This window comes from Kiloniellales bacterium (assembly GCA_030066685.1).
Lineage (GTDB): Bacteria > Pseudomonadota > Alphaproteobacteria > Kiloniellales > JAKSBE01 > JAKSBE01.
Genome location: JASJBF010000030.1, coordinates 1 through 26,629, shown reverse-complemented (window position 1 = coordinate 26,629; position 26,629 = coordinate 1). Strand labels below are relative to the sequence as shown.

26 protein-coding genes are annotated in these 26,629 nt (G+C 66.3%); 18 read left to right on the top strand and 8 right to left on the bottom strand.

Going from position 1 to position 26,629, the window contains the following annotated elements:
* The first annotated feature begins 20 nt into the window (after positions 1-20).
* The 8 genes from QNJ30_17095 to QNJ30_17060 all read left to right on the top strand — a co-directional run bounded on the left by QNJ30_17095 (position 21) and on the right by QNJ30_17060 (position 8,131).
* Positions 21-812 carry a sterol desaturase family protein gene (locus tag QNJ30_17095; GenBank protein ID MDJ0945188.1) on the top strand — a complete coding sequence of 264 codons (792 nt, stop codon included), beginning with the start codon at positions 21-23 and terminating at the stop codon, positions 810-812.
* Positions 813-825: 13 nt separating this feature from the next.
* On the top strand, positions 826-1,998 hold the full coding sequence (locus tag QNJ30_17090; protein ID MDJ0945187.1) for a dATP pyrophosphohydrolase: 1,173 nt from the start codon (positions 826-828) through the stop codon (positions 1,996-1,998).
* 2 nt (positions 1,999-2,000) lie between these two features.
* A complete protein-coding gene (locus tag QNJ30_17085) occupies positions 2,001-2,807 on the top strand; it encodes a nucleotidyltransferase family protein (protein ID MDJ0945186.1) in 807 nt (268 codons plus the stop codon).
* Positions 2,808-2,866: 59 nt separating this feature from the next.
* Positions 2,867-3,802, top strand: a complete 936-nt coding sequence (locus QNJ30_17080) for a metallophosphoesterase (GenBank protein ID MDJ0945185.1) — start codon at positions 2,867-2,869, stop codon at positions 3,800-3,802.
* 121 nt (positions 3,803-3,923) lie between these two features.
* On the top strand, positions 3,924-5,135 hold the full coding sequence (gene lptF, locus QNJ30_17075; protein MDJ0945184.1) for an LPS export ABC transporter permease LptF: 1,212 nt from the start codon (positions 3,924-3,926) through the stop codon (positions 5,133-5,135).
* Positions 5,132-6,232, top strand: coding sequence for an LptF/LptG family permease (locus QNJ30_17070; protein ID MDJ0945183.1), 1,101 nt, complete (start codon positions 5,132-5,134; stop codon positions 6,230-6,232). Before lptF ends, QNJ30_17070 begins: the two co-directional genes overlap by 4 nt.
* 12 nt (positions 6,233-6,244) lie before the next feature.
* Positions 6,245-7,201, top strand: coding sequence for a diacylglycerol kinase family protein (locus QNJ30_17065; protein ID MDJ0945182.1), 957 nt, complete (start codon positions 6,245-6,247; stop codon positions 7,199-7,201).
* Between the two features lie 36 nt (positions 7,202-7,237).
* Positions 7,238-8,131 carry a hypothetical protein gene (locus QNJ30_17060; GenBank protein ID MDJ0945181.1) on the top strand — a complete coding sequence of 298 codons (894 nt, stop codon included), beginning with the start codon at positions 7,238-7,240 and terminating at the stop codon, positions 8,129-8,131.
* Positions 8,132-8,210: 79 nt separating this feature from the next.
* On the opposite strand, the gene QNJ30_17055 is transcribed toward QNJ30_17060, so the two are convergent.
* The 6 genes from QNJ30_17055 to QNJ30_17030 all read right to left on the bottom strand — a co-directional run bounded on the left by QNJ30_17055 (position 8,211) and on the right by QNJ30_17030 (position 14,680).
* The gene (locus QNJ30_17055) at positions 8,211-9,437 is read right to left on the bottom strand and encodes an aminotransferase class I/II-fold pyridoxal phosphate-dependent enzyme (GenBank protein ID MDJ0945180.1); all 1,227 of its coding nucleotides are present in this window, start codon (positions 9,435-9,437) and stop codon (positions 8,211-8,213) included.
* Positions 9,434-9,691 carry a phosphopantetheine-binding protein gene (locus QNJ30_17050; protein ID MDJ0945179.1) on the bottom strand — a complete coding sequence of 86 codons (258 nt, stop codon included), beginning with the start codon at positions 9,689-9,691 and terminating at the stop codon, positions 9,434-9,436. Before QNJ30_17050 ends, QNJ30_17055 begins: the two co-directional genes overlap by 4 nt.
* A 119-nt stretch (positions 9,692-9,810) precedes the next feature.
* A complete protein-coding gene (locus tag QNJ30_17045; GenBank protein ID MDJ0945178.1) occupies positions 9,811-10,752 on the bottom strand; it encodes an NAD(P)-dependent oxidoreductase in 942 nt (313 codons plus the stop codon).
* A gap of 33 nt (positions 10,753-10,785) precedes the next feature.
* Positions 10,786-12,582 (bottom strand): fatty acyl-AMP ligase, encoded by a 1,797-nt coding sequence (locus QNJ30_17040; protein ID MDJ0945177.1) that lies wholly within the window; start codon positions 12,580-12,582, stop codon positions 10,786-10,788.
* 505 nt (positions 12,583-13,087) lie between these two features.
* On the bottom strand, positions 13,088-14,344 hold the full coding sequence (locus QNJ30_17035) for a helix-turn-helix transcriptional regulator (GenBank protein ID MDJ0945176.1): 1,257 nt from the start codon (positions 14,342-14,344) through the stop codon (positions 13,088-13,090).
* 24 nt (positions 14,345-14,368) lie between these two features.
* On the bottom strand, positions 14,369-14,680 hold the full coding sequence (locus tag QNJ30_17030) for a hypothetical protein (protein ID MDJ0945175.1): 312 nt from the start codon (positions 14,678-14,680) through the stop codon (positions 14,369-14,371).
* 319 nt (positions 14,681-14,999) lie between these two features.
* Between QNJ30_17030 and QNJ30_17025 the strand changes: the two genes are divergently transcribed.
* The 7 genes from QNJ30_17025 (at position 15,000) to QNJ30_16995 (ending at position 21,643) form a co-directional block, all read left to right on the top strand.
* Positions 15,000-15,971, top strand: coding sequence for a hypothetical protein (locus QNJ30_17025; protein MDJ0945174.1), 972 nt, complete (start codon positions 15,000-15,002; stop codon positions 15,969-15,971).
* Positions 15,972-15,983: 12 nt separating this feature from the next.
* Positions 15,984-16,802 carry a hypothetical protein gene (locus tag QNJ30_17020; GenBank protein ID MDJ0945173.1) on the top strand — a complete coding sequence of 273 codons (819 nt, stop codon included), beginning with the start codon at positions 15,984-15,986 and terminating at the stop codon, positions 16,800-16,802.
* 11 nt (positions 16,803-16,813) lie between these two features.
* Complete coding sequence (locus QNJ30_17015) at positions 16,814-17,647, top strand: hypothetical protein (protein MDJ0945172.1); 834 nt, start codon at positions 16,814-16,816, stop codon at positions 17,645-17,647.
* A 122-nt stretch (positions 17,648-17,769) separates the two neighbouring features.
* Positions 17,770-18,558: a hypothetical protein gene (locus QNJ30_17010; GenBank protein ID MDJ0945171.1), complete on the top strand. Its 789-nt coding sequence runs from the start codon at positions 17,770-17,772 to the stop codon at positions 18,556-18,558.
* Positions 18,555-19,235 (top strand): C39 family peptidase, encoded by a 681-nt coding sequence (locus QNJ30_17005; GenBank protein MDJ0945170.1) that lies wholly within the window; start codon positions 18,555-18,557, stop codon positions 19,233-19,235. The genes QNJ30_17010 and QNJ30_17005 overlap by 4 nt, the downstream gene beginning before the upstream one ends.
* Positions 19,236-19,384: 149 nt before the next feature.
* The gene (locus QNJ30_17000; protein ID MDJ0945169.1) at positions 19,385-19,852 is read left to right on the top strand and encodes a hypothetical protein; all 468 of its coding nucleotides are present in this window, start codon (positions 19,385-19,387) and stop codon (positions 19,850-19,852) included.
* 405 nt (positions 19,853-20,257) lie between these two features.
* Complete coding sequence (locus QNJ30_16995) at positions 20,258-21,643, top strand: transporter (GenBank protein MDJ0945168.1); 1,386 nt, start codon at positions 20,258-20,260, stop codon at positions 21,641-21,643.
* An 87-nt stretch (positions 21,644-21,730) separates the two neighbouring features.
* Here QNJ30_16995 and QNJ30_16990 read toward each other — a convergent pair whose 3' ends face one another.
* Positions 21,731-22,723, bottom strand: coding sequence for an ABC transporter substrate-binding protein (locus QNJ30_16990; GenBank protein ID MDJ0945167.1), 993 nt, complete (start codon positions 22,721-22,723; stop codon positions 21,731-21,733).
* A 1,019-nt stretch (positions 22,724-23,742) separates the two neighbouring features.
* On the opposite strand from QNJ30_16990, the gene ppa reads away from it, so the two are divergent.
* On the top strand, positions 23,743-24,276 hold the full coding sequence (gene ppa / locus QNJ30_16985; GenBank protein ID MDJ0945166.1) for an inorganic diphosphatase: 534 nt from the start codon (positions 23,743-23,745) through the stop codon (positions 24,274-24,276).
* A 196-nt stretch (positions 24,277-24,472) separates the two neighbouring features.
* On the opposite strand, the gene QNJ30_16980 is transcribed toward ppa, so the two are convergent.
* Positions 24,473-24,964, bottom strand: coding sequence for a hypothetical protein (locus QNJ30_16980; GenBank protein MDJ0945165.1), 492 nt, complete (start codon positions 24,962-24,964; stop codon positions 24,473-24,475).
* Between the two features lie 214 nt (positions 24,965-25,178).
* On the opposite strand from QNJ30_16980, the gene QNJ30_16975 reads away from it, so the two are divergent.
* Together QNJ30_16975 and QNJ30_16970 are read left to right on the top strand one after the other, a co-directional pair.
* The gene (locus tag QNJ30_16975) at positions 25,179-25,376 is read left to right on the top strand and encodes a hypothetical protein (GenBank protein MDJ0945164.1); all 198 of its coding nucleotides are present in this window, start codon (positions 25,179-25,181) and stop codon (positions 25,374-25,376) included.
* A 236-nt stretch (positions 25,377-25,612) separates the two neighbouring features.
* The gene (locus QNJ30_16970) at positions 25,613-26,389 is read left to right on the top strand and encodes an LOG family protein (protein ID MDJ0945163.1); all 777 of its coding nucleotides are present in this window, start codon (positions 25,613-25,615) and stop codon (positions 26,387-26,389) included.
* Positions 26,390-26,629 lie beyond the last annotated feature (240 nt).

The following is a 26,629-nucleotide window of genomic DNA, read 5'->3' as shown; positions in this document are numbered from 1 at the left end:
CGCCGCGGCGGGGCGCCGCGATGGCCTTGGATGGAAGGAACGACGACGTGATGGGAATCGGGCCCTGGGCGGGCCGGAAATACTTCCTCGACAAGATGACGTTCGGGGACCTGGTGAAGGCCTACTTCACCCACTACACGATTTTGGCCTATCTCGTGGTGACCGTGGTCGGCGCCTGGCTGGCCGCGACCTGGAGCGAGTCCGCCCTGGCGACCCTGCTCGCCGCGGCCGCGGTGGTGCCGGTCTACCCGCCGGTCGAGTACCTGCTGCACCGCTACGTGCTGCACGGCAGGTACCTCTACAAGTCGCCCCTGACCGCCAAGCTGTGGAAGCGGATCCACTACGATCACCACCAGGATCCCAACGACCTGGGCGTGCTCTTCGGCGCCCTGCACACCACGATGCCGGTCATCTTGGTTGTGGCATTGCCCCTCGGCTGGCTGATCGGTGGCCCGGGCGGGGCGGCGGCGGCCATCGCCGCGGCTTGCCTGGTCACCGCCGTCTACGAGTTCTTCCATTCGATCCATCACCTGCCGTTCCAGCCTCGCTGGGCCTGGCTGCGGCAGCTGAAGAAGCAGCACCTGGCGCATCATTTCCACAGCGAGCGCGGCAACTACGGGATCACGTCCTCGATCTGCGACCGCCTCTTCGGCAGCTACCATCCCCAGCCCAAGGAGATGGCCCGCAGCGAGACGGTCCGCAATCTCGGCTACACCGAGGCGGAGGCCGAGCGCTATCCCTGGGTCGCGGCGCTGTCTCCCGACCTTCCCAAGACACCTCGGCGGTCCGGCGGCCGGCTCGCCGCCGAATAGGCCGGAGCCTCCGGTGAGCGCGCTCGCCCAGGACGGGGAGGCGGCCGCCGAGGCGGCGCTGTCGGTCGAGGAAGTGGTGGGCCCGGCGTCCCTGCGCGGCTTTCTGGAGATGCCGGCGGCCCTCTACCGGGAGGATCCGAACTGGGTCGCGCCGCTGATCTTCGAGCGGCGCATGCACCTCGATCCGCGCAAGAACCCGTTCTTCGCCCGGGCCGAGGTCGCCTACTGGCTGGCCCGCCGCGACGGCCGCCCGGTCGGCCGGATCAGCGCCCAGGTGAACCGGGCGCACCTCGACCGGCATCGGGACGCGACCGGCCACTTCGGCTTCCTCGAGGCCGAGGATGATCCCGAGGTCTTCGGCCGGCTGCTCGCGACCGCCGAGGCTTGGCTGCGGCGCCGCGGGATGAAGCGGATCCTCGGGCCCTTCACTTTGTCGATCAACGACGAGAGTGGGCTCCTGGTGGACGGCTTCGACCGGCCGCCCTACCTGATGATGAACCACGCGCCGCCCTACTACGCGGCGCGGCTGGAAGCGCAGGGCTACCGGAAGGCCAAGGACCTGATCGCCTATCTCTGCCCCGCCGATTTCGAGTTGCCGCGCCCGGCGCGCGCCCTGCTCGCCAAGGCCGAGCATGACCCGAGCCTGCGGGTCCGTAACATCGACATGGGCCGCTTCAAGGAGGAGATCGCGACCGTGGTCGACATCTTCAACGACGCCTGGTCGGAGAACTGGGGTTTCCTGCCCTTCTCCGAGGCGGAGGTCGGCCACCTGGCGGAGAACCTGAAGCCGATCCTGACGCCGGGAGCGGTCGCCATCGCCGAGGTCGAGGGCGCGCCGGCGGCCATGGCGGTGACTCTGCCCAACGTCAACGAAGCGATCCGCGACCTCGGCGGGCGCCTGCTGCCCTTCGGCTGGCTCAAGCTCTTGTGGCGCCTCAAGGTCCGCGGGACCCGCACCATAAGGATGCCGCTGATGGGCGTCCGCCGGCGCTTCCACGGCACCCCCATCGGGGGTGCCCTGGGGCTGATGGTGATCGAGCGCGTGCGGCGGTATCATCGCCGGCGCGGCGTGACCGAGGGCGAGCTGTCCTGGATCCTGGAGGACAACCTCCCGACCCGGCACCTGATCGAGACGCTCGGCGGCCGCGCCTACAAGACCTACCGCGTCTACGAGAAGGCCCTGTGACCATGGCCGAGGCTGAGGCGGGACGCTACACGGCGCTGATCATGGCCGGCTCGCGGCCGGGCGGCGATCCCATGGCGCGCGCGGCCGGGGTCAGCCACAAGTGCCTGCTGCCGGTCGAGGGCACGCCGATGATCCGCCGCGTGGTCGCGGCCCTGCTGGCCGCGCCGCGCATCGGTCGGGTCCTGATCTCGATCGATGCGCCCGAGCTGCTCGAAGGCTTGTTCTCCGGTCCCGAGTCTGACCGGATCGGCCTGGTGCGGAGCGCCGAGACTCCCAGCCTGAGCGCCCTGGCGGCGGTCGAGGCGGCGGCTGGCGGCGCCGGGACCGCGGCGCCGATGCTGATCACCACGGCCGATCATCCGCTGCTGGAGCCTGCTTTGATCGAGCGCTTCTGCCGGGAGGCCGAGGCCAGCGGCGCCGACATCGTGGCCGGTCTGGCCCCGGAGGGCGTGATCCAGAGCGCCTTCCCGGAAAGCCGTCGGACCTACCTGCGGTTCCGCGACGGGCGCTTCAGCGGCTGCAACCTCTTCGCGCTGCTGCGGCCGGAGGGGACCAAGGCGATCCGGCTGTGGCGCCGGGTCGAGCGCGACCGCAAGCGGCCCTGGCGCATCGCCTGGGCCCTCGGCCTGCCGATGCTGCTCGGCTACCTGACGGGCCGCCTGACCCTCGACACGGCCCTGGCGCGGCTCTCGCGGCTCGCCGGGGCCAGAGCAGGGGTCGTCGTGCTGCCGGTGGCCGAGGCGGCGGTCGACGTGGACAAGCCGGAGGACCTGGTCCTGGTCGAAGCCATCCTGCGCGGGCGGGCCTGAGATGCCAGCCGGATGCTTGCAGGGATCGGCCCGCTTGCGGACGCGGAGGTAGCGGCCGCGTGTTCCAGCTCGCGCACTTCTCCGATCCGCACATCGCGCCGCTGCCGAAGGCGCGGCCCTCCGAGCTCGCCAACAAGCGGTTCCTGGGCTGGCTGTCCTGGAAGCGGCGGCGCCGGCGGGTCCACCGGCGCGAGATCCTCGATGCGCTGGCCGCCGACCTGCGGGCCCAGGGGCCGGACCACGTCGTGGTCACAGGAGACATCACGAACATCGCCCTGCCGGCGGAGTTCCGCCAGGCCGGCGACTGGCTCGAGAGCCTGGGCGCCGCGGACTGGATCTCGGTCGTGCCCGGCAACCACGACGCCTACGTGGCCCTGCCCTGGACCCAGGGCCTCGGCACCTGGGCCGCCTACATGGCCGGCGACGGCGAGGCGGCGGGTGCCGACTCGGGGTCCGGCGAGACGGAATCGGGGCGCGGCGCCTTCCCCTTCCTGCGCCGCCGCGGCCCGCTGGCCATCGTCGGCCTGTCGACCGCCCTGCCGACGCCGCCCGGCAGCGCGGCCGGAGTCCTGGGCGGCGCGCAGCTGGATCGGCTCGCCGCCAAGCTCCGGGCGCTCGGCGAGGAGGGCCGCTTCCGCTGCGTCCTGCTGCATCACCCCCCGCACGACAACGGCATCAGCCGGCGCAAGCGGCTGATCGACGCCGAAGGCTTCCGCGCCGTGCTGCGCGACGCCGGCGCCGAGCTCGTGCTGCACGGCCACGACCATTCCTTCAACGACGCCCGCCTCGACGGCCCGCGCGGGTCGATTCCGGTCTTCGGCGTGCCGTCGGCCTCGGCCAGGCTCGGCGAGCGGCGGCCCGGCGCGCACTATCAGATCTATGGCATCGAGCGTGCCGCCGCGGGCTGGCGGATCCGGATCCTGACCCGGGGCCTGGGGGCCGACGGCCACGGCTTCGTCGAGGCGGCGGCCCGCAGCGTCGAGGTCACGGCATGAACGCCCGCGCCTGTGCGGCCGGCCCGCGGCCTGGGCAAATCGGACCGGCTGCGCTAAGCATAGGCCGTCGCCCGGTGCGAATCGTCCCGGGCGGCAGCCGCGAAGCGGATCGCCACAGCCGATGAACACGCTGGACCGCTATATCCTGCGCGAGACCCTGCGTCCCTTCATGGTGACCATGGTGCTCGCCCTGCTGGTGCTTCTGATCGAGCGCATGCTGCAGGTCCTGGACCTGGTCCTCGGGTCGCAGGGACCCCTGCGGCTGCTCTTCGAGATGCTGGCCTACCTCGTGCCGCACTACATCGGGCTGGCCCTGCCCTTCGGGCTGTTCCTGGGGATCCTCCTCGGGTTCCACCGGATGAGCCGCGACAGCGAGCTCGATTCGGTCCAGGCTGCGGGCATCGGCGTCCATCGCATGCTGCGGCCGGTCATTCTGTCGGCCCTGGTGGTCGCGGCGCTCTCGGCCGTCACTTTCAGCTATCTGCAGCCCTATGGCCGATATGCCTATCGGGCGATGCTGCATTCGATCTCCAATGCCTTCGTCAGCGCGATCCTGAACGAGGGGGTCTTTGCGCAGATCGGCGACAACACCTTTCTGTCCGAGAAATCCGACGCCGAGGGCCAGCGCTTCGTGCGGGTCTTCGTCTATCGCAACGAGGGCGAGGGCGACTGGTCGGTCATGACGTCGCGAGAAGGCAAGCTGGAGCACGGCAGCCTGACGCGGCCGCCGGCGATGTGGCTCTACGACGGGGTGCAGCTTGGCGGCTCGAGCCAGGATGCCGCGCTGGGGGCCAGGCAGGATCCCTCGAGGGGCATCCTGCACTTCGAGGCCATGCGGAGCGAGCTGGACAGCAGCTCGAACGCCGGCTTTCGGGCGCGCGGCGAGGACGAACGGGAGATGACGCTCTTCGAGCTCTGGCAGCTGCGTGACAGCCCGCCGGAGGGCATCGACTCCTCCGACCTGATCGCCGAGTTCCACGGCCGGATCGTCCGGGTCCTGACGATCTTCTTGCTGCCCTTGCTCGCCGTCCCCTTGGCGCACGGCTATCGAAGGCGCACCCGGTCCTTCGGGATCGGCCTGGGGGTCGTGATCCTGATCGTCTACAAGGAGGTCGTCGACTTCGGCGAGAACCTGGTCGAGTCCCGCGACTTGACGGCCTTCACGGGTATCTGGGCGCCCTTCCTGTTCTTTGCCTTCGCGACCTCCTTGGCCTTCGTGCGCTCCCTGATGCGCCTGCCGCGGGAGTCGCTCATCGGTCTGCCGGAATGGGTCCTGCGGCTGTTGGCCGGCCTGCGGCGGCGCTTTGACCGGGGTAGCAGGGGCACGGCATGAACGCCTTGACCAGTTACCTCAATCGGCTTTTCTTCTTGCGGCTGGCGCTCCTGCTGTTTGGAATCGTGTCGGTAGTTCTCAGCTTCGATCTGCTGGAGCGCAGCGACAACGTCCTGTCGATCACCGGCGGCGGTCCCCTGATCCTGCTTCGCTACGCACTGCTGCGCGCTCCCGACGTCGCCTCGCAGATTCTGCCGGTGGCGGCGCTTCTCGCCGCCGTGCTCACCTTCGGCGAGCTGTCGCGCTATCGCGAGCTCGACGCCATGTGGGCCAGCGGGGTCTCCCCGTTCAAGATGATCAGGGCGCTGGCTCCGGCTGCCGCCGTCCTGATCACCCTTCAGTTCTCGATCGACAACTGGGGCGTTCCCGAAAGTTCCGCCGCCCTGCGGGAGGTCGGCGTGAGCCAGTTCAGGGATGTCACGCCGGAAGAGCAGGAGCATGGCGTTTGGCTGCGCAGCGGCAAGGATATTTTGCGCCTTCCCTTGGCGGCGGCCCAGGCCGGGCGGATGGAGAACCTGACGATTTTCCGGCGCGATGTCGACGGCATGCTGATCGAGCGCCTGGATGCGCGCAGGGCGCGCCCGCGGGGCGAGGACTGGGTCCTGGAGGACGTGAACCGCCGCGCCATCGAAGCGGGCGAGCGCCAGTTCGCGCCGCAGATGCTTTGGCGCGGGCGCATCAACATGGAGCATGTCGTGCGCCTCGCCCGGGAGCCGCGCGAGCTGCCGCTCGACCAGATCGTCGAGATCATCGCCAACGACGCTTACGGCCAGAGGCGCATCGAGCTCTACCAGACTTGGCTGCACGACCGCATCGTGACCGCGCTGACGCCCTTCCTGATGCTGGTCCTGGTCATCTCCCTGGTCCAGGCGATCGGCAAGTCGGTGCCCTTCGGGTGGATCTTCGTATCCGCGCTGGCCCTCAGCTTCGGGTTCTTCGTCTTCGATCGCATGACCCTGGCGATGGGTGAGGTCGGAATCCTGCCGCCCTGGCTGGCCGCCTGGGCCCCCAACTTGGTCCTGGCGAGCCTGGCGGGCACTTTCCTGGTCCGCCAGGAATCCTCGCGCAGCGTGGCCGTGCCGGCGCCGCGGCGTTGAGGGAAGATCGCGATGAAGCTGGGCCTGGTCACCAATCCGGGAAGCGAGCGCAACAAGCGCGGCCTCAAGGCGATCGACGACGCGGTCGCCGGGACGCCCGACGTCCTGCACGTCCACCTCGAGAGCGTCGCGGATCTGCCCGCCGTGCTCGCGGACTTCGCGCGCCGCGAGGTCTCGGTCCTCGGAGTCGCCTCGGGCGACGGCACGGTGCAGGCGACCCTCACGTCGCTCTTCGAGGATCGGCCTTTCGAGACGCCGCCGCCCCTGGCGGTACTGCCGCGCGGGATGACCAACCTCATCGCCGGGGATGTCGGGCTACCGGCCCGCCCGGCCCGAGCGCTCCGTAGGCTGACGAGCAGTCTGCGCGACGGTGACCTGGACCGTCATCTCAAGACCCGCAGCATCCTGCGGGTCGAGAACCTGGCGGGGGTGCCGCCGCAATGGGGCATGTACCTCGGTGCCGTCGGCATGGCGCGGGCGACCCACTTCGCCTTCGACCAGGTCCACAGCCGTGGGGTCAAGCATCAATTGGCGGTGACCGCGACGCTCTTCGGACTTCTGATGGGGTATCTCCTCGGCCGGGGAACCGGCGACGTGTTTCGCAGCAGTGAAGTCACCGTCGGCCTCGACAACACGCCCGCCGACACGCGCCAGCGCATCTTGGTCATCGTGACCACGCTTCACCGCCTGATCCTTGGTTCGCGGCCGTTCTGGAACCTCGGCCAGGGTCCGCTGCGCTACAGCGCGATCGCCGATCCGGCTCAGGGATTGCTCCGCCACGCCCTGACCCTGCTCTACGGCGGGCCCGATCGCCGACTGCCGCCGGAATCCTACGAAAGCCGCTCAGGCCATCGTCTCGAGCTCGGCACGGACGAAGAGATTGTCTTGGACGGACAGTTCTACATGCCACGTCCGGGGCAGCCTCTGGTCCTGACGGCACCTGAGACGATGCGCTTCGTGACCCTGTAGAACGGCTCAATGGTGATGGCCGCCGCCGAACCAGCGATGCTCGATCTGATCGCGCGGGAGAGCGCCGCCGATCCCTGGCCGGCGGTCGAGGCGATCGCGGAGGCCGCCCGCGAACAGCAGGGGCCCGGGATTGTTGCGGTCCTGTTCTACGGCAGCGTGCGCCGCGATCAGGACGACGAGGGCGGCATCATCGACCTGTACTTGCTGGCCGAGAGCTATGCCGGTCTCCGTGGCAGCTGGCTGCGGCGGGTCTTGAATGCGCTTCTGCCGCCCAACGTCTTCTATCTCGAGACGGCTTTCGAGGGCCGGCAGGTGCGCGCGAAGTACGCCGTCATCACTCTGAGCCAGTTCGAACGGGCTGTGGGCCCCAAGGCTCTTCTGCCCTACTTCTGGGCGCGTTTCGCGCAGCCGGTCAGCCTGATCTGGAGCCGTGACGAGGCGAGCCAAGCGCGGGTCCGGGCCGCGCTCGCGCAAGCCGTCGAGACCATGGTCCGTTCCGTCTGGCCGCTCTTCGAGGCGCCGCCGCGGTCGCCGGATTTCTGGACACGCGCTTTCACCGAGACCTATCACACCGAATTGCGGGCGGAGAAAAAGGGTCGACGGGCCCAGCAGATCTACGAGTACCACGGGGCCCGCTATGACCGCCTTCTGGGGGCCATCCCGGAAGCGCGCCGAGGTCCCAGCGGCGCGAGGGCGCGGCGGCGGGCGCAGATCACCTGGTGGCTGCGCCGGGTGCTCGGCAAGGCCTGTTCCGTCCTGCGCCTCATGAAGGCCGCCTTCACCTTTTACAACGGCGCCGACTATCTGGTCTGGAAGATCAACCGCCACTCCGGCGTCGAGATCGAGCTGACGCCCTGGCAGCGGCGCCACCCGATCCTCGCCGGCTGGACGCTCATCTGGCGGCTCTTGCTGCGCGGCGCCGTTCGCTGACGTTGCCGCCGGTCGGACGCCTTGCGCAACGGTCCGGGAGTCCTGCGGTAGAGCCCTGAAATTCCGCTGCTTTCCGGCCTCAGGCGCCGGCGGCCACCGCCGTCTTGCCGCCCTCCATGGCCGCAAGCTCCTGGGCGACCAGTTCGAAGCGCTGGCAGAAGTCCTCCACTTGCTGCGGCGTGTGGGCGGCCGAGACGCTGCAGCGCAGCAGGTAGGTGTCGGCCGGCGTGCCCGGCGGCAGCGCCAGGTTGACGTAGACGCCGTGCTCGAGCAGGCGGTTCCAGGCGAAAACCGCGCTCTGCTCGTCGGGCAGGCGGACCGCGATGATCGGGCTCATCGGTGCGCAGATCTCGAAGCCGATCTTGCTGAGCCTGTCGTAGATCGTCTGGGCGTTGCTCCAGATCCGGTCGCGGCGGCCGGGATCGCGCTCCAGCAGCTTCAGGGCCGCCAGGGCCGCAGCCACGTTGGCCGGCGAGGGCGAGGCGGTGAACATGTAGGGGCGGCTGCAGAAGCGCAGGACGTCGAAGCGCGGATGGTTCGAGGCGCCAAAGCCGCCGATCGAGCCAAGGCTCTTGCTGAAGGTGCCGACGTAGAAGTCGACCTCTTCGTCGACGCCCTCGGCCTCGGCGGCGCCGCGGCCGTTGGCGCCCATGACGCCGAGGGAATGGGCCTCGTCGACCAGCAGGTAGGCGCCGTGCTTGCGCTTGACCTCGGCGAACTCGGCGACCGGCGCGCGGTCGCCGAGCATGGAGTAGATCCCCTCGATGATGATCAGGCGGCTCTCGCCTTCGTCGCCCAGGCGGGCCAGGCGCTTGTCCAGATCGGCCGGGTCGTTGTGCCGGAAGCGCACCAGGGTGGCGCCGCTGAGCCGGCAGCCGTCGTAGATGCTGGAGTGCGAATCGGCGTCGAGCAGGATGACGTCCTTGGGTCCGGCGAGGCCGGCGATCATGCCCAGGTTGGCCTGGTATCCGGTCGAGAACACGATCGCCTTCTCGCGGCCCATGAAGCGGGCCAGGGCCTGCTCCAGCTCGCGGTGCGCGCCGTAGGTGCCGTTGGCGATGCGCGAGCCGGTCGTGCCGGTGCCGTGCTTGCGGACCGCGGCCTCCGCGGCCTCCAGGCATTCCGGCTCGAAGGTCACGCCCATGTAGTTGTTGGTCCCGGCCAGGATGGTCCGCCGGCCGTTGATCCGGGCCTCGGTGGCCGAATAGATCTCCTCGAGGCAGACCCCCAGGGGATCCGGGCCGACCTCGAGAAGCTGGTCGTGGCGCGCCGCGATGGACGCGTACTTGTCCAGGATATCGGTCATGAGCTCTGTTCCATTCGCTGGCTGACCACGGAGACCAGATCGCCGACCGTCTCGATGTCGGAGACCAGGTTGATCGGGATGTCGATCTCGAAGCTGTCCTCGATCTCCATGATCAGGTCCATGGCGGAGACCGAATCGATTTCCAGATCGGCGTTCAGCTTGGTGCCGTCGGTGAGGGCGATGCCCTTCTTGTTGTAGGGCTCGAGCAGCGCCAAGACGCGCTCGAGCGGCGAATCCCCAAGTTCGGATGCCATTGTCGTCCTCGTTCCGTGTCGGAGAGCCTGCCGAAGGCCGCTCCCGGGCTGGACCGGCACGGCCGCCCGGGCGGCGCAGGCGCCCGATCCGACGGCCGCAGGTGCGGATGTCGTCCGGCTCACAGCCAGCCCCTTTCCTTATACCAGGCCAGGGTGCGGGGAAAGCCCTGCTCGAAGGTGACATGGCCCTGCCAGCCGTTGAGCGCCGTGCCGCTCTGTCGCCGGCTGACCCAGTCCTCGTGGAACAGCTCGCGCAGCTTGCCGCGGGTCAGCATCGGTGCCCGGCCGAGCAGGGGCGAGAGGATCTCGTTGGCGGCGGCGGGCAGCCACAACAACCCCTGGGGCAGGCTCAGGGTCGCGACCGGCCTGTCGAGCCGCGCGCTGGCGATCTCGGCGAGCTCGGTCCAGGCGTAGCCCCGGGGCCGGCCGTCGTCGAGCTCGATCACCTCGCCCTGCCAGCGCGGGCGATCGAGGAGATGCAGGATGGCCTCGACCAGGTCGTCGACGAAGAGCAGCGAGACGCGCTTGTCCGCCGGCCTCGGCAGGAAGGCCTGGCCGCGCGAGAATTGCTTGAAGAGGGTCAGGGTCGCCTGGTCGCCGGGACCGTAGACCGCCGGCGGCCGAAGCGCGACCCAGTCCAGCTCGCCACCGTGCCGGGCGACCTCGGCTTCGGCCTGGCGCTTGCTCGCCGCGTAGTCGGAAAGCCCCGGCTCCCGGGCCGCCAGGGAGGACAGCAGAAGAAAGCGCGGGCGCCGAGGGGCCGCCGCCGCGCTGGCGACCAGGCTGGCCGTACCGGCCGCGTTGATCTCCTGGAACTGAGCCCGCGAGCGGGCCTTGATGGCACCGGCGCAGTGGATCACGACCTCGGCGTCGGCGACCAGGTCGCGCAGACTGTCCTCGTCGCCGAGGGCGCCGCGAACCGGCTCCACCCCGGCCGCCTCCAAGGCCGGGTCGGGCCGGCGGAGCAGGGCCTTGACCTTCCAGTCGGCGGCGATCAGGCGCGGCACCAAGGCCCGGCCGATAAAGCCGGTCGCGCCGGTCAGCGCAAGGCTACCCGTCATGTCGAAACGCGGTGGAAGTCGGTGGATTGCCGACTAGTTCGCGGCCGCCATGAGCCGCGGTTCGCTGTCCGCGAGCCCGGCGATCGGCGTATCCTCGGTGAGCGGGCGTAGTGCGCCACTGAGAAAATCCTCCCTCACGGCGGCGCGGCTCAGCTTACCCGACGAGGTGAAGGTGAGCGAGCGCGGCGGAACCAGGATCGCCTGGCAATCAACGCCCGCGGTGCGGCGGATGTTGAACAGGATATCCTGAATCAGGAGCTGCTGTTCCTGCTCCTCGGACAGCCGGGTCTCGGCAACGACCACGACCTTTTCGCTGTTCTGCTCCAGGTCGACCGAGAAAGCGGCCACGCAGCCGGGCCGGATGCCGGGCAGCTTCTCGACGGTCCATTCCAGGTCCTGCGGCCAGATGTTGCGGCCGTTGCAGATGATCAGGTCCTTGCTGCGGCCGGTGATGACCAGCTCGCCGTCGACCAGGTATCCGAGGTCGCCGGTGTCCATCCAGCCGTCGGCCAGCATGACGCCCTCGCTGGCCTCGGGATCGTCGTAGTAGCCCTGCATCACGCTGGGACCGCGCACGCAGATCCGGCCGATCCTGCGGTCCGGCAGCGCCTGTCCCAAGGTGCCCCGGACCTCGATCTCGTGTCCGGGAAGCGCCGTGCCGCAAAACACGAACGCGCGGGTCTGGTAGGCGGAGCCGCTGGACTTCTTGGGCTCGCTGGGAAGCGCCTCGGCCTGGCTCTCGTAGGCGGCCCGGTCGACGTGGTCGACGCGCACGCCGCTGCCGAGCCTGGGGAAGGTCACCGCGAGGGTGGATTCCGCCAGACCGTAGCTCGGCAGGAAGGCCTTGCCGTCGAAGCCGCTGGGCGCGAAGCAGTCGGTAAAGGCCTGCAGGACCTCGGGCCGCACCATTTCGCCGCCGATGCCGGCGATTCGCCAGCTCGAGAGGTCGTACTGGCTGGCCTGGCCGTTGGTCACGCGGCGCACGCAGAGCTCGTAGCCGAAGGTCGGGCTGAAGGCGATGCTGCTCTGGGCCTCCGAGATCAGCTTGAGCCACAGCAGGGGCCGCCGCGCGAAGGACGAGGTCGCGATATAGTCGATCGAAACCTGGGACATCATCGGCGCGATGCAGAAGCCGACCAGGCCCATGTCGTGGTAGAGCGGCAGCCAGGAGGCCGCCCGGTCTTCCGGCACCAGCTTCAGGCCGTCCCGTGCGATGCCCCGCGCGTTGTTGGTGATCGCCCGCTGGGTGACCAGGACCCCGCGCGGCAGGCTGGTGCTGCCCGAGGAGTACTGCATGTAGCAGGGCTCGTCCTTGGTCAGCGGCTCGAGCGCGCCGCCGCGGGTGCCGAGAGCGAGGAAGTCCTGGGGCGTGCCGATCATGCCGGCGACGACGCCGGTGCCGGCCTCGCGCAGCAGAGTGATCAGCTCCTCGGACGCGATCGCCGCCGAGACCTTGGCGGCGTTCAGCATGGCGCGCAGCCGCTGGACGTAGGCCTCGTGGCCGCCGAGGTTGATGCTCAGCGGCAAGGGCACCGGAACCAGGCCGGCGTACTGGCAGCCGTAGAAGAACGCCATGAAATCCGGCGTGGTCTCCGCCAGGATGGCGACCCGGGAGCCGCGCTCGAGACCGAGCGCCGAGAGCCGCAGCGCGACCTCGTGGCTGCGCGCCTGCAGTTCGGCGTAGCCGAGCACGGTTTGGAGATGGCCGCGCGGCGCGTAGAAGTTGCAGCCGGTGGTCCCGCGCGCCGCGTAGTCCAAGCCCTCGGTCAAGGTCTCGAAATCGCCGAGACGCTGTGCCAGGCTGCCGTGAGAAGTCGGTGTCGGATTCACTAATACCTGCTCCCCGATCCGAAGTGACCGGACAATGCCGCCAAGGGCGGGCCGAAGGATCTCTAGACTGAGAAGAGGGGTCTGCGCTGCAGTCCGGTGCTCAAAGTGGAATTCGTTTGTGACGCTAGAACTATCCCGTGCGGCTCCGATAGCCAAATCACTCATTGTTACGATATGTTACGGACGAACTCTCTGGCCGCCGCGCAGAGTCCTCCAGGCGCTTCGGAGCGGCGAAGCGGGGCGGCCCTGTGGGCTCGATGGACGGGCCGAAAAACCCGTGGTTTTTTTGAGGGTTTGCGGCGCCGGCAATGCCGGCACCACGTCGCATTCGGGCCAAAGCGGGAAGGCCGCGGCCCGCGGTCTTCGAACCGCGGGCCCTGTGCACAGAGTTCCCTGACCGACTGCCTGGCCTGTCGCTGCGACAACACTGGGCGGACTTACAGCAGCCTGCGTTCGAATGAACGCAGGCTGCTGTAAGTCCGCCCAGCGCCGGTCTCTTTCTCGTTCAGGCGGCCGGGTCGACCGGTGCCGCTGCGCTTCCGCCCATGGCCGCCAGGTTGTCCTGCATCAGCCCGAGACAGCCGAACATGAGCTGGACCAGTTCCGCCTGGCGTTCGACGCCGGTCTTCTCGAAGACCCGCTTCAGGTGTGTCCTGGCGGTGTGCACCGAGATGCCGAGCCGCTCGGCGATCCCGTCGAGCCTCTCGCCTTCGGCGATCAGCTTGGCGAGCCGGGCTTCGGCGGGCGTCAGGTCGTAGTAGCGCTTCAGGAAATCGACGCTGTGGCCGCAGAGCGACTGGTCCGGGTCGAAGAAGAACACCAGGTGGTAGAAGGGCTCGCCGAGCGGCAGTTCGTCCGACCTGCGGAACGGGCAGGCCAAGACCGCGTAGGGCCGGGCCCGTGACGGTCGATGCACCGCGAAGAGGGCCGGACAGGACGCGTCCGGATTCTGGCGGCACCACTCGAGGCGGCCCAGCGCGGTGCGCAGCGATCCTCGGCAGCCGTCGACGCAGACCTCGGTCTGGCCGAGATCGAAATGCAGGCCGTCGCCCAAGGCGAGCATGCTTTCCGCGGCCGTGTTGGTCGCGCAGATCTCGCCGCGCGAATCGACCATGGCGACCCCGACCGCCAGGCGGTTCAGCGCCTCCATCGCACCCCGTTCGACCACCTGGTGCTGGTCGGCCTCCCGCTTCAGGTGCAGGGCGTTGCGCAGGTGCTCGACGACCTGCTGGCAGACTTCGCGCTCGGCCTCGCAGTAAGGCGTGCCCGACGCCGGGCGCGCGACGGTCAGATGAAGCTGCTCCTGGCCAAAGGTGCCGACACAGGCGTGCAGGGTCGGACCGACGTTCTGCTGCCTCAGGAACTCGGCGAAGAGGCTCGGAGTCCCCGCCGGCTCGACGGCGACGGCCGAGTCGCCGACGGCCACCGGGCCCGCGGAGTCGCTGCCGTCGTCGCGGCCGAGCCAGGGCGTGTCCTGCGCCAGCTTGCCTTCGAAGGTGGAGATGAAGGTCGGCTCCACGCCGTGCGCCTTGTGGACGCGGCGGGTGTTCGCCTTGGCGTCGTAAAAGAACAGCAGCGCCTTGGTGCTGTCCAGCAGCGCGGTCGTCCCCGATAGCACTGCGGCCCAGAGGTCCGGGAAGAACGCCGCTTTGTAGATCTCTCCGATGAGCACCGAGCTGAGCGCACTCTCATCTCGGGTCTTCTCGGCCTTGGGCGTCGTCTTTCCGGGTCTTGAGGCGGTCTTGGCTGGTAAAGCCGGCATGGTGAGCGAGCCCCCTCCTGCTCTCTACGGCCAGCCTGCGAGGCCGGCGCCGGTTTTTCGATAGACGAGATCTCCCAGAATTAGGGTTAAGGTCTTGATCTCCATCAAATTGGAACGGCGACACTGCCTGGCTGGACCGCCTCGATCCATGCCTCCGCCCGGAGACATGCCTGCCGCTGGCCGCGTCGTCGCCCGCTTGGACGTTTCGAGAATGCCTTGGATAGGCTTGGAGTTCAAGATGTCTTTCTCGAAGAAACATGAAAACTTGGAGTCATGACTGCAGGTCGGAGGTGGCGACACTTCTAATAAACGATACTCACGGTTGTTTTTCTTCATCACGCCGTCATACCTCAAATGAGGGAGGCGTTAACCCTGGTCCAGTACCCCTGCGGCCCGCCTTCGGGCGTGGTTAAGCGCCTGCCTGCCCCAAGAGTGTCACAAAAATGCCCCACGAGTATTTGTGGCAAATGCCACAGGCTCAACTTTGTCCCAATTATGCCCTAATTGGGTGACGACGCTTTCCCGGCGCTATGGTCGACTTGCGAAGCCTTCCAAGAGGGAAGGCGCTCGCGCTTCGTCCGTGGGGACCGGTTTTTCCCGCGGCGAGGCATTCCGTAAACCTCCGATTTCACATGGTTAGGAGAGGAGGGTCCATATGCGTAGACTGCTGTTAGGTGCAGCAGCGGCGGTCGCCCTGTCGGCGACCCCCGCGATGGCTGACGTGTTCGTCTTCGCCGATATCGAGAAGGACAAGTATGTCGACGTCGACGTCGATATCGACATCTTCAAGTTCCTTATCGTCGATGCGGATGTCTTTCTCAATGGAGAGAAGGCAGCCGAGGCGGAGACCCTGGTCAACCAGACCAATACCTACAACCACGCCTGCGAAAACTGTGCCGAGAAAGACGACGTCATCGGCAACTCGGTGAACCGCAACAACGGCGTGGTCAGCGTGAACCAGGCCTCTGGCAACATGAATAACCAGGGCAACGCGGTGAGCGTCGCCGTTTCCGGAACGGCCGGCGACGGCGCCGAAGGCACCCTTGGCGCCTTGGCCCACGCGCAGTCGGTCGTCGACCAGCGTCAGGGCTTCTTCGTCGACGTGTTTCCCGACGACGACAACGGTGTCGTCACGGAAGTCCCGGATGTCGAGGGTGTTCCGGATGTTGGGGACGAAGAGCAGTCCCAGACCACCGGCCAAAGCTTGGCTGAGGTTGCCGAAGAGGCCGGCGTTAGCCTGCCGGATGACCACGGCTCCTTCGGGCTGCCGAACGTCGTGAACTCGATCAACGTGGTGTTCCGCAATGCGATCATCACGGGTTCGATCAACGACAATGTCGGTGGCGTCCACGTCAACCAGTCGGCTGGCAACATCAACAACCAGACCAACGTCTTCACCGCAGCGATCGGTCAGGACGCCGGTGTGGCTCTGTCGGATGTCGACTTGGCCCAGTCGAACTGGCTCAACCAGGTCAACGAGCGCAAGGTGGTCAAGACCGCTCAGATCACCGGCTCGATCACTGGCAACAGCGGCGTGGTCGGCGTGAACCAGTCCAGCGGCAACATGGCCAACCAGGCCAACGTCTTCACCTTGGGTGCGGCGACTGCCGGCCTGCTGGGCAATTGAGGAGGGCCGGTCATGAAAAGCATCAAGTACGGTTTGGCGACCGCCGCTTTGGCGGCAGCCTTCACCACCCCGGCCTTGGCTGATGTCGATCTCTTCGTGCTCGTCACCAAGGAGAAGGACGTCTACATCAAAGAGTACGTCGACATCGAAAAGTTCTTCGTCGTCGCAGCCTTCGTTAACGTCGACCTGGATCACGATGCCGAGGCCTTTGCCCTCGCCAACGTGACCAACGTCGGCAACTTCGTCGGCCGGGCGACGCCGAACGCGATCAATGCGGATATCGATCGGACGAACACGATCACCGCCTCGGTCAACAACAACAGCGGCGCAGCCCAGGTCAACCAGGACAGCGGCAACATGGTGAACCAAGCCAACCTGGTGTCCTATGGCCTGACCGGCGACGGTGACGCGGTGACCACCGCGGAAGCCTCCGCCGATCAGTTCAGCGTGGCCAACGTGGTCGCCTGGGGGCCCGTCGAAACCGAGCCGACCGACGACATCACGATCTCGGCGACCATCTCTGGCTCCATCCAGGGCAACACTGGCATCGTCGGGGTCAACCAGAACGCCGGCAACATGAACAACCAGACCAACGCCGTCGCGCTGGCCGTCGGTATCGGCAGCGTCGAAGACGAGGGGATGGTTGCTCTGGCGGAAGCCGATCTGGGTCAGTTCAACGCCTTGAACAGGGTCACGGAAGTGAACTCGGTGAAGACGGGGACGATCGCAGGCTCGGTGACCGGCAACAGCGGCATCACGCACGTCAGTCAGGCGGTTGGCAACAATTCCAATCAGGCCAACTTCGTCGCAGTTAGCGTGACGCTGAGGTGAGGGAGACTGTCATGAAAAGCAAAGCATTCGCTCTGACGGCAGCGCTGGTTGCCGGCACGATGGCCGCTCCCGCGTCCGCCTTCATTCAGGCTGAGTCCGAGATCCACAAGTACAAGGATATCGACGTCTTCGAGTTTGTCTTCGTCGACAAGGACATTGACGTCGACGCCTTCGTGGTTGTCAACGCGACCGGGGTTGCGGAAGCTTCGGCCTACCTGAACGTCCTCAACATCGCGAACTCGGTGAACATCGGGGTCCGAGGGCCCTGGAACACCGACCGCGATGCCCTGATCCAGAACTCGATCAATACCAACATAGGCATCACGGGCGTGAACCAAGACCTGGGCGACATGAACAACCAGGCCAACGCCGTGGCGGTTGCCTACACCGAGATCACCGGCGGTGCGGCTCACTCGCAGGCCGGCACGGATCAGGTCAACCACGTCAACAGAGTGACCCCGAACGAGGTGTTCCAGCCGACCAACCCGAACCCGCTGACCCAGTTGCTGGGCTCGGTCAACTTCAACAACGGCGTTGTCGGCGTGAACCAGAACTCTGGTCACATGAACAACCAGACCAACAGCGCTGCCGTTGCTGCGGCCGAGGATCCGATCGTCGTTCTTTCCAACGCCGATTTGGGCCAGGTCAATGCGGCGAACAGCCTGCGGGCTCTCGGCACGGTCAAGAAGAGCGAGATCATTGGGTCGGTCAGCGACAACATTGGTCTGGTCCAGGTTAACCAGTCCGGCGGCCACATGAACAACCAAGCGTCTGCGATCAGCGTTGCGGCTGGCATCGGTCCGACCAGCGTCAGCGGTGCTGTCGGCGCCGTGACGTCGTTCTAAAGGCTAAGACCGTGGGAGGGGGCAAAAGCCTCCTCCCACCCTTTTTCATCGCGTTCGATTCGTTAAGCACTTTTTGAGATCGGGCCATTGGTCCAGCGGAGGCAGTCTTGGGAGGGAAAGCCGTGACAGGACGAGGCATCAGGTTCACCGGAACCGCCTCAGGCATCGCCGCAGCGCTCGCCTTGCTCTCTCTGGGCGCCGGGGCCGCCATGGCGGACGACGACGACATCGGCGGCGGTATCGGTGACGTCGAGCAGGTGGTGGTCCTGATCGAGGGCACGGTCCCGGCCAATGGCGCGGCCTTCGCCAGCGGCTATCTGAACATGTCGATCGTCGGCAACACCGTGACCGAGCACGGGACGATCCAGACCAATTTCCTGCTCGGCTCGGTCAATGGGGGCGAGGGCATCGTCGGCATCAACCAGGACGCCGGCAATCTGAGCAACCAGGTCAACGCGGTGGCGATCTCGGTGATCGAGACGGACGCAGTCGTGGCGGGGGCGAGCCTCGAGGGTTCGATCTATCTCGGCGACAACACCTTCAACGTCAGCAACGCCTCGGGGCTCAACGTCATCGACGGCAGCTTCAACGGCTTTTCCGGCATCGCCTCGGTCAACCAGTCGGTCGGCAACATGAACCAGCAGGCCAACGCCGTGGTCATGGCGATCGGCCTGGGGGCCACGGACATCGTGTCGGTGGGCGATGTCGATCTCGGTACCGTGATCGCTGCCGACAACGTCGACAACATCGACCCGGATACGACCGACTACGACAACAGGATTAGCAACTCCTTCAACAACTTCTCGGGCATCGCCCAGGTCAACCAGGTGGCGGGCAACGGCAACATCTCGACCAAGGTGGTCGGCATCTCGGTCAATGTCTCGAGCCTGCCCCTAGGAGGCGCGCCGTGAGGACCCCGATCATCACCGCCGTGATTCTCGCAGCCTCGACCCTGATCTGTGGGACGGCGGCGGCCAATACCCTGCCCGTGGTGGGCGGCGCGCGGATCTACAACGTCAAGGTGAACAGCCTTGCCCAGATGAAGTTCAAGCGGGTCGTGCCCCAGTCCTACGATTTGAGCTGCGGGGCGGCGGCGATCGCGACGCTGTTCAAGTACTACTATGGCGAGGACGTCGACGAGCAAGCCGTCATCGATTCCGTCAAGGAGTACGGCAACGCGGAGGAGATCGAGCGGGACGGCTTCTCGATGCTCGAGCTCAAGCGCTACGGCGAGGGCCGCGGCTACCTGGCCCAGGGTTTCAAGATCAAGAACGCGGAAAAGCTCAGCAAACTCAAGGTCCCGGTTCTGACGTTGATCAACACGCGGGGATACAACCACTTCGTGGTGATCAAGGGCGTGAAGGACGGCACGGTGTTCATCGCCGATCCCGCCTTCGGCAATCGGGCCCGATCCTTGGAGGATTTTGACCAGGAGTGGAACAACGTGATCCTGGTCTTCCTGAGCGCCACCAACGGCGGACAGAGCGAGTTCACCCTGGACCCGATTCTCCGGGGGCGGAAAAGCGAAGTGCAATGGATCCTCGACGGCGGGCTGTTCAACATCCGGCCCGGGCCGACCGAGTTTTAGGCAAAGAGGTTTCTGGTCCTGCCGAGGCTGCGGGACCAAGAGGGAAGGGAGCGAAGAGCATGAGTGCGAACGGCAAGCAATTGTCGACTTTGGCAGGGGCGTCGGCCTTGGCCCTGCTCCTCATGTCGGCACCGGCGATGGCGGCGGACATGTCCGGCCATAGCCGCGACGACGGCCGGCTGCCGGATGGCTCGCCGCCGGGTGGCGGGGGCACCTTGGCTATGGCGGGCGACCTCTCCTCCTTGGGCGAGACGCTCACCGACGAGGAGATGTCGGAGATGCGGGGCGGCCTGAACGGCTTCGCCTTCAGCTTCGCCCTCGCGGCCTACAGCGACATCCAGGGCCTGACCGGCCTGACCGCGGTCGCCTTCGATTCCACCGGCCTCGGCCTCGTCTCGGCTCCCAATCTCCAGGATCTGGGCGGCGGCGTGAGCCAGGTCGAGATGACGACCAGCGTGGGCAGCTTCGGCAGTTTCAACGGCATACTCCAGACGGCGAACGTCATGGGTAACTTCAACGTCGTGAATCAGTACCTGGACATGCAGATCAACATCTTCAACCTCGGGGCCGGGGCCAACATCCAGATTCAAAACATCCCCATGCTTTCGGGCTTGTAGGGTGGCTTTGAAGTGGCGTCTGGGTTTCGACCTCTATGACGCCGCCTTCAGAGAGGGAGGCCGCCACCGGGGGGAAGGCGGCCTCCCCCAGCTCTTCTCAGCAATGATCCAAAAAGGTTCCGCTCCTTCAGCTTTCCTTAAAGTACTGGCTTTTATCTAACCTGGTGCAGGCGGAGGAATCGCTCTTCAGCGAGAGGAAAGGCACAAAAGAAAGCAGGGCCTGGCAAGGAAACGTGGTCCTGTTTATTCAGGGTAAACAGGGGCAATTCTCCTATTTGTCCACAGATGCCGGCTTTTTCTTGAAATGACTCAATATTCGCGATCATGCTACAGTTCCGAGCAGATTGGCCCAGAGCTGCGAAGCGGGGGCTTTGGCGGCTCGGCGGTGCGCATGGGGGGGATCGAATGCGCAGCTTGACTTGGAAAGCCGGCACGGCCCTGGTGGTCGTGAGCCTCTGTCTGGGTGCGGCGCAGCGGCCGGCCCTGGCGAGCACCGAGGAAGAGATCGAGCGCCTGAGGCAGATTATCCTCGAGCAGCAGAAGCGCTTCGAGGCCCAGGAGCAGCGCCTCGCCGAGCAGGAACGCAGGCTGCAGGAGCAAGCGGAGCGCCTTGCGGCTCAGGAGCGCAAGCTCGACGAGCAGCAGCGGCTGTCCCAGTCCCAAGGCTTGATCCTGAGCGAGCAGCGCGGCGATCTCAACGATCTCTACGCGCGTTTCGAGTACATCGGCGGCACCGACTATGGCTACGGAACCACCACCGGAGGTCAGGCGCCCTTCACCCTGGCGCAGGACGTTCAGCCCAAGGCGCCGACGCCGGTGCCCCCGGGGGAGCCGGCCCCGGAACCCGTCGCGCCCGAGGCGACCTCCGACGAGGAGCAGCGTCCGGAATCGGAGGCGCCCACGGACCAGCTGCTTCTCGAGGTCGGCGGCATCCTGCTGCCGCCCGGGACGCTTCAGATCGAACCGGCGGTCGAGTACACCTACATCGATTCCGACCAGGTCGGCATCAACGGCCTGTCGATCGCTCAGGCGATCGTGATCGGCGATATCAGCGTCGACTCTCTCGAACGGCACATCGTCAGGCCCTCGGTCAGCGCGCGCTTGGGCGTCTACAACCGCTTCCAGATCGATGCCTTCGTTCCCTACGTCTATCGCACGGAAACCCTGACCGACGGCGCTACGACGTCAGAAGCCCAGGACATCGATACCACGGGCGACGGCATTGGCGACGTTCAGTTCGGCGTGTCCTATCAGCCGGTGTTCTCGCAGGGAGCGATCCCCGACATCATCCTGCGGTCCAGGGCGACCTTCCCTACCGGTCGGGATCCCTTCGGGATCGATACCAAGTCCGTCAACGGACAGACGGTGCTCAAGGACGCGCCGACGGGCAGCGGGTTCTATGCGCTCGAGAACACCTTCACCTCGGTCTGGACCAGTGACCCCGTGGTGTTCTTTGCCGGCGGCGGCTACACCTTCAACTTCGAGGACGAGAAGAACGGCCAGGACATCGATCCGGGCGACTCCATCCAGTTCTTCGGTGGCATGAACATCGCGCTCAGCGAGCGCATCTCCCTGAACATGTCCTTCATCGATCAGATCACCTTCAAGACCGAAGTGGACGGCAGCAGCCAGGATGGGACCCGTCTGAACGACGGCCGCGTCGTGCTCGGCATGTCCTACGGCATCTCGCCCGATATGTCCTTGCTCGTCGGCACGGCGGTCGGAGTGACTGACGAATCGCCCGATTTCCAGTTCACGGTGAGCGTGCCGATCACGCTACAGGCCTTCTGACCTCGGAACGGGATCGCCGGTTGGGGGCCGAAGGCGCCCGGCGGGACCCGCGGGCCGCGGCGCCGCGGCCGAGGCGAGATGCCCCGGTTACTTGAGGTTTTTCGCCGCCGCTTCCGCGTACCTGTTGTCGATGTATCCCTCGAGCTTCGGCTGCACCTTGAAGACCTTGCCCGTGTTGAGGCCCCAGCCGTTGTATTCCGCGTCGAGGACGTCGGCCTCCGACCAGGTATAGCGATCGTACCTGACCATATCGACCCAGCTCCGGGTCAGCTCCTTCGAGACCTTCACCCCCTGCCGGTGGAAGTAGACCCGCAACAGGTTGGCCGCATCGTCGGGGTCGCTGCGGACGTAGTCCAGCGCCCTGACCCAGGCATTGACGAAGCGCTGAATGGTCTCGGGCTTGTGTTCCAGCGTCTTGCCGCTGACCACGAGCGGCGAGGCGCCGATCCGTCCGATCGCTTGCACGACCGCATCGTTGCTGAGCACGACGCGCGCCCGCTCGGTGCTGACCAGGGGCGAGGTGAAGTACCTCAGGGCGAAGATCGCCTGGGCGGCATTGCCGTCGAAGGCGCTGGTCAACTGAGGCGAAGGGACGATCTTGACGTTCACGTCGTTGGGCTGAAGGCCGGACTGGTTCAGCAGCCGGATCAGCACGCCGTGGGACTCCGACCCGGAGCCCACGGCAATGGTCTTGCCCTTGAGCTCGGCCAGGCTCTTGGTCGCAGTGTCGCTGGCGGGCACGATGAGCTCGATCTCGGCGCCCCAGCCGTTCTGGGAGACGACCTTCACCGGCACCTTCGCGGCCGCCATGATCAGGAGCGTCCGCTGGGGCACCGTGGCGAAGTCGGTGGAGCCACCCGCCAGGGATTCGATGATTCCCTTGGTGTTGGAGAGCGGCATGCTGCTGACCACGAGGTTCTCGTTCGCGAAGAAGCCACGTTCGATGGCGACGATCGCCGGCAGGCCGTCCCAGCCGCTGCTGAAGCTGAAGCGGACCACGCTGGGCACGTCCTGCGCGTAGCCGACTTTGACAGCCGGTAGAACAAGGAAAAGAGCCAACACCAGAGCCCGCAGCTTCATGACAACTCCCACTTTTCTTATCGGATAGGGGCCGAAGTTCTGATTTCTCAATATATCAGAGAAGCCATACTTTGGCACAGCCGAACGATTAAAATTTGTTCATGGCGCCTGCTGTGGGAATCGGCACAGATCCGCAGCAGGAAGGCCGCCAAAGTCAAGGCGGACCGGGGCGCTGCGCCGGATCGCTACCGGCGCGGTGCCTCTGCAATCTCCAATAGAAAGAGGGACGAATACAGAACTCACCGTCGCCTCGACTTGCCAGGACCGGCATTGGGCTGTCGTCGCGGCGGCCCTTCGACGGCCGAGCCGGCGGGATCGCGGATTTCGCGGCCCCGGCCGGCGCCGACGCGTCGGGAGCGCCGCCGCCGGCGGGCGCGAGCTTCCAAGACAAGGCCGGGAGAATTCTCCGTCCGGGACACAGAAAGGCCACATGGTGCCGGCGATTTCTACTTGCTTAACCCAACCTATTGATGTTTTTCTATAGCTGACCTACTAAATATTGTGGATATCTTTGGGGAAAACTTGTGGATAAGCCAAGCTCCGAGCGTGCGGCTTTCGTAAGTCCCTACCTGAACCGGCGGCTTCGCTCGGTCGAGGAGGTGATGAAGGCGCGCCAACGACAGGAGATGGTGACCGAGCAGGGAGAGCTCGAGACGCAGGGGTCAGGACAGGGCAAAGGCGAGGTACGTCTGAGGCTGGTTTATTCCCGTCAAGATGAGGCAGCGGCATTGCTGCCGGGCTGACCCGCCGACACCATCACCGTAAGACCAAGATCGGCTCGGATCCGCTTCGGTCCGAGCCGCAATCTTGTTCTGTCTGGCTTCAGGCTTTCGGAAACCCGCGGACGATGACGAACCGCGGCGCTGCGCCCGCGGCAGGTGTCTTGATCACCTCGGGGCAGCGAGGGCAAAGTGGTCTCCGCCAGCCCAAGGCTTCGATGCCGGGTCGGGATACGAGGTCGCTTTGACGTCGTGCCGCCTCGCTTTCGGGGCGCCGCTGGTCTTTTGGGGGTCGCGACAATGGATCTCAACCGCATTTCCGTGGGCCGAAATCCGCCCTGGGACGTGAACGTGATCATCGAGGTGCCGCTCGGCGGCGATCCGGTGAAGTACGAGGTCGACAAGGAGTCGGGCGCGATGTTCGTCGACCGCTTTCTCCACACCGCCATGTACTATCCCTGCAACTACGGCTTTGTCCCGCACACGCTTTCGGACGACGGGGATCCCGTCGACGTCCTCGTGGCGGGCCGGGTGCCGGTCGTCCCCGGCGCCGTGGTCCGGGCCCGGCCGGTCGGGGTCCTGGTGATGGAGGACGAGAAGGGACTGGACGAGAAGATACTCGCGGTGCCGGTCGACGACCTGCATCCCTTCTATACCAACGTCAGCTCGTATCGCGATCTGCCGGACATCCTGCGCGACCAGATCGCCCACTTCTTCAATCACTACAAGGATCTGGAGAAGGACAAGTGGGTCGAGATCAAGCGCTGGGGCGAGGCGGACGAGGCCTGCCGGATGGTCGAGGACGCGATCAAGAAGGCGAAGCAGGCCGGTTGAGCGCCCGGCGGGCGGGGACGGTGGCCGCGGGCTCTCCTTGGTAGACGCAGCCGAGGGGTGAGACGCCGAAGTCTTTCAGTTCCCGAAGCTTTCGCGTTGGCCGAGGCCCGCCCCGCGGATGGTCATGACGGGAGGCTCGTCATGAGGTCCGCGGGGCGGGCCCTTTGCGTCCGGGTCGGGCGACCTGGCCGCCGGCCTAGTAGTGGCGGTGGTGCCTGACCACCTTGCGCACGACCTTGGTCCGGCCGTCGGGATAGTGGTAGTGGTGCTTGACCACCTTCTTCACCACCTTCGGCTTGCCGTGGAAGTCGTGGTGGCGATGCTGGCCGTGCCAGCCGTGATGCCGGCGCTGGGCGCGATGCCAACGGTGCTGGGCCCGGTGCCATCGCCGCTCGGCCCGGTGCCACCGTCGCTCGGCCCGGTGCCATCGCCGCTCGGCCCGATGCCACCGCCGCTCGGCCCGGTGCCATTTGCGATGCCACTTGCGGTGATGGTGCCCGGCGTGATGCCCCTTGTGCCCGTGGCGATGGGCCTTGTGGTGGCGGTGAGCCTTGTCGTGGCGGTGCTCCTTCTGCACCTGGTGCTGGCCGCGGTGACCGCCCCGATCGGCCAAGGCCGGGCCGGAGAGCAGCAGGGCCCCGGCAAGGGCCGCGGCAAACGCGCCGGCCAGTTTCCCCGATCCTTTCATTGCATCGATCTCCGTGCTGTTGGCGTTCCACCCGCCGAGTCCGACGGCCGGCAGGCGTTGGCTTCTCTGGTGGTACGGCGTCGAGCGCCTCGGCCATCCCCTCGGGCGGCCCCGGTGACCTCACGACAGCGTGATCGAAGAAAGGACTTGCGGTGTTGCGGGCATCGCGGGTTCAATGGTTAACAACTTCGGCCAATTGCCTTGGAGACTGGATATGAAAGCTCTTGTCATCGCGGCCGCCCTGGTCGCCTTCGGCGTTGCACCGGCCCTGGCCCAAGAAGGAGGCTGCGCCTATAGCAAGGGAACCTTGCAGTCGGTCCAGACGGAGACGCCGACCCAGACCCAGACTCAGACGGCGAGCACGGAGCAGAGCACGGAGCAGAGCACGGTCCAGTCCGAGACCGCGAAGTAGCGGCGGGGCATCGCAGAGGCCCGAGCCGTCGCGGCTCGGGCAGCGGAACGTGATCCGGGGAGGCGGCGGTCGTTGTCTCCCTTTTTTCCTTTCCGGGGCTCCGGTGCCGAACGAGATCGGCTGCGCGCCTGGGCCGCCTGCCCGACATCAAGGATTGTGAAAGACCTCCCACCTATTCTCTGCCGGTTCTCCGCCCGGCTCCCGGACCTCTTTCCTAACACTTCCGACGTGCAGCGATGACCAACGACCTCGAGAAGGCCTACGGCAACCAGCGGTTCCTCAGCAGCCCGGACGGCCGACCCCTGCGCATCCTGGCGGAGTACATTGAGCCGGCGGCCCGTTTCCAGCGTTACAAGGTCGACGACACCATCGTCTTCTTCGGCTCGGCACGGGCGCCCTCGCCCGAAAGCCTCGAGAATGATGCCGCCGTGGACGAAAAGCGCCGCGAGATGGCCCGCTACTACGACGCGGCGCGAGAGCTGGCCAAGCGCCTGACCGAGTGGTCGAAGAACCTGGACGACGACGACCGCCGTTTCGTGATCTGCAGCGGCGGTGGCCCGGGAATCATGGAGGCCTCGAACCGGGGCGCCTCCGAGGCCCGCGGCATCAACGTCGGCCTCAACATCTCGATCCCGCACGAGCCCAGCGGCAATCCCCATGCGACCCGAGAACTGACCTTCGAGTTCCATTACTTCTTCATGCGGAAGTTCTGGTTCGCTTACCTGGCCAAGGCGGTGGTCGTCTTCCCCGGCGGCTTCGGCACTCTGGACGAGTTCTTCGAGCTTCTGACCCTGATTCAGACCGGCAAGATCCGTAAGCGCATGCCCATCGTGCTTTTCGGCCGCGACTACTGGCACCGGGTGATCAACTTCGACGCCCTGGTCGAGTTCGGGACCATCAGCGCCGGCGATTTGGACCTCTTCTTCGACACCGACTCGGTCGACGAGGCCTACGACCACATCACCAAGGAGCTGACCGAGTACGCCTTGCCCCATCCCGGGCTATCGCTCTAGCGCACTTCCCGATCAGACGCATTCGCGTCTGGCCGGGAGTAGTGCGCTAACACGTAGAAACGAGGGCATTACATCCGATCAGATGGATCGCAAAGCGATTCCATCTGATCGGATAATGCCCTAGTGTGGTGGTTCCTAAGTTCGTCATATCTAGGACGGCCTTGCGGGGTTCTCGGCGAGGCGCGCGGGTCGCGGTGATGCTGGCGCATCACAAGAGCCGCGCAACGACGTCCGAGGGGC

Excerpts from the sequence above, each read along its gene's own strand:
- QNJ30_17020 (MDJ0945173.1), top strand. The coding sequence starts at position 15,984 with ATGAAAAGCATCAAGTACGGTTTGGCGACCGCCGCTTTGGCGGCAGCC.
- QNJ30_17030 (MDJ0945175.1), bottom strand. The coding sequence starts at position 14,680 with ATGAAGAAAAACAACCGTGAGTATCGTTTATTAGAAGTGTCGCCACCT.
- QNJ30_16970 (MDJ0945163.1), top strand. The coding sequence starts at position 25,613 with ATGACCAACGACCTCGAGAAGGCCTACGGCAACCAGCGGTTCCTCAGC.
- QNJ30_17085 (MDJ0945186.1), top strand. The coding sequence starts at position 2,001 with ATGGCCGAGGCTGAGGCGGGACGCTACACGGCGCTGATCATGGCCGGC.
- QNJ30_17050 (MDJ0945179.1), bottom strand. The coding sequence starts at position 9,691 with ATGGCATCCGAACTTGGGGATTCGCCGCTCGAGCGCGTCTTGGCGCTG.
- QNJ30_16975 (MDJ0945164.1), top strand. The coding sequence starts at position 25,179 with ATGAAAGCTCTTGTCATCGCGGCCGCCCTGGTCGCCTTCGGCGTTGCA.
- QNJ30_17025 (MDJ0945174.1), top strand. The coding sequence starts at position 15,000 with ATGCGTAGACTGCTGTTAGGTGCAGCAGCGGCGGTCGCCCTGTCGGCG.
- QNJ30_17060 (MDJ0945181.1), top strand. The coding sequence starts at position 7,238 with ATGCTCGATCTGATCGCGCGGGAGAGCGCCGCCGATCCCTGGCCGGCG.
- QNJ30_16980 (MDJ0945165.1), bottom strand. The coding sequence starts at position 24,964 with ATGAAAGGATCGGGGAAACTGGCCGGCGCGTTTGCCGCGGCCCTTGCC.
- QNJ30_17035 (MDJ0945176.1), bottom strand. The coding sequence starts at position 14,344 with ATGCCGGCTTTACCAGCCAAGACCGCCTCAAGACCCGGAAAGACGACG.
- QNJ30_17070 (MDJ0945183.1), top strand. The coding sequence starts at position 5,132 with ATGAACGCCTTGACCAGTTACCTCAATCGGCTTTTCTTCTTGCGGCTG.
- QNJ30_17045 (MDJ0945178.1), bottom strand. The coding sequence starts at position 10,752 with ATGACGGGTAGCCTTGCGCTGACCGGCGCGACCGGCTTTATCGGCCGG.
- QNJ30_17065 (MDJ0945182.1), top strand. The coding sequence starts at position 6,245 with ATGAAGCTGGGCCTGGTCACCAATCCGGGAAGCGAGCGCAACAAGCGC.
- QNJ30_17015 (MDJ0945172.1), top strand. The coding sequence starts at position 16,814 with ATGAAAAGCAAAGCATTCGCTCTGACGGCAGCGCTGGTTGCCGGCACG.
- lptF (MDJ0945184.1), top strand. The coding sequence starts at position 3,924 with ATGAACACGCTGGACCGCTATATCCTGCGCGAGACCCTGCGTCCCTTC.
- QNJ30_16995 (MDJ0945168.1), top strand. The coding sequence starts at position 20,258 with ATGCGCAGCTTGACTTGGAAAGCCGGCACGGCCCTGGTGGTCGTGAGC.
- QNJ30_17055 (MDJ0945180.1), bottom strand. The coding sequence starts at position 9,437 with ATGACCGATATCCTGGACAAGTACGCGTCCATCGCGGCGCGCCACGAC.
- QNJ30_16990 (MDJ0945167.1), bottom strand. The coding sequence starts at position 22,723 with ATGAAGCTGCGGGCTCTGGTGTTGGCTCTTTTCCTTGTTCTACCGGCT.
- ppa (MDJ0945166.1), top strand. The coding sequence starts at position 23,743 with ATGGATCTCAACCGCATTTCCGTGGGCCGAAATCCGCCCTGGGACGTG.
- QNJ30_17000 (MDJ0945169.1), top strand. The coding sequence starts at position 19,385 with ATGTCCGGCCATAGCCGCGACGACGGCCGGCTGCCGGATGGCTCGCCG.
- QNJ30_17095 (MDJ0945188.1), top strand. The coding sequence starts at position 21 with ATGGCCTTGGATGGAAGGAACGACGACGTGATGGGAATCGGGCCCTGG.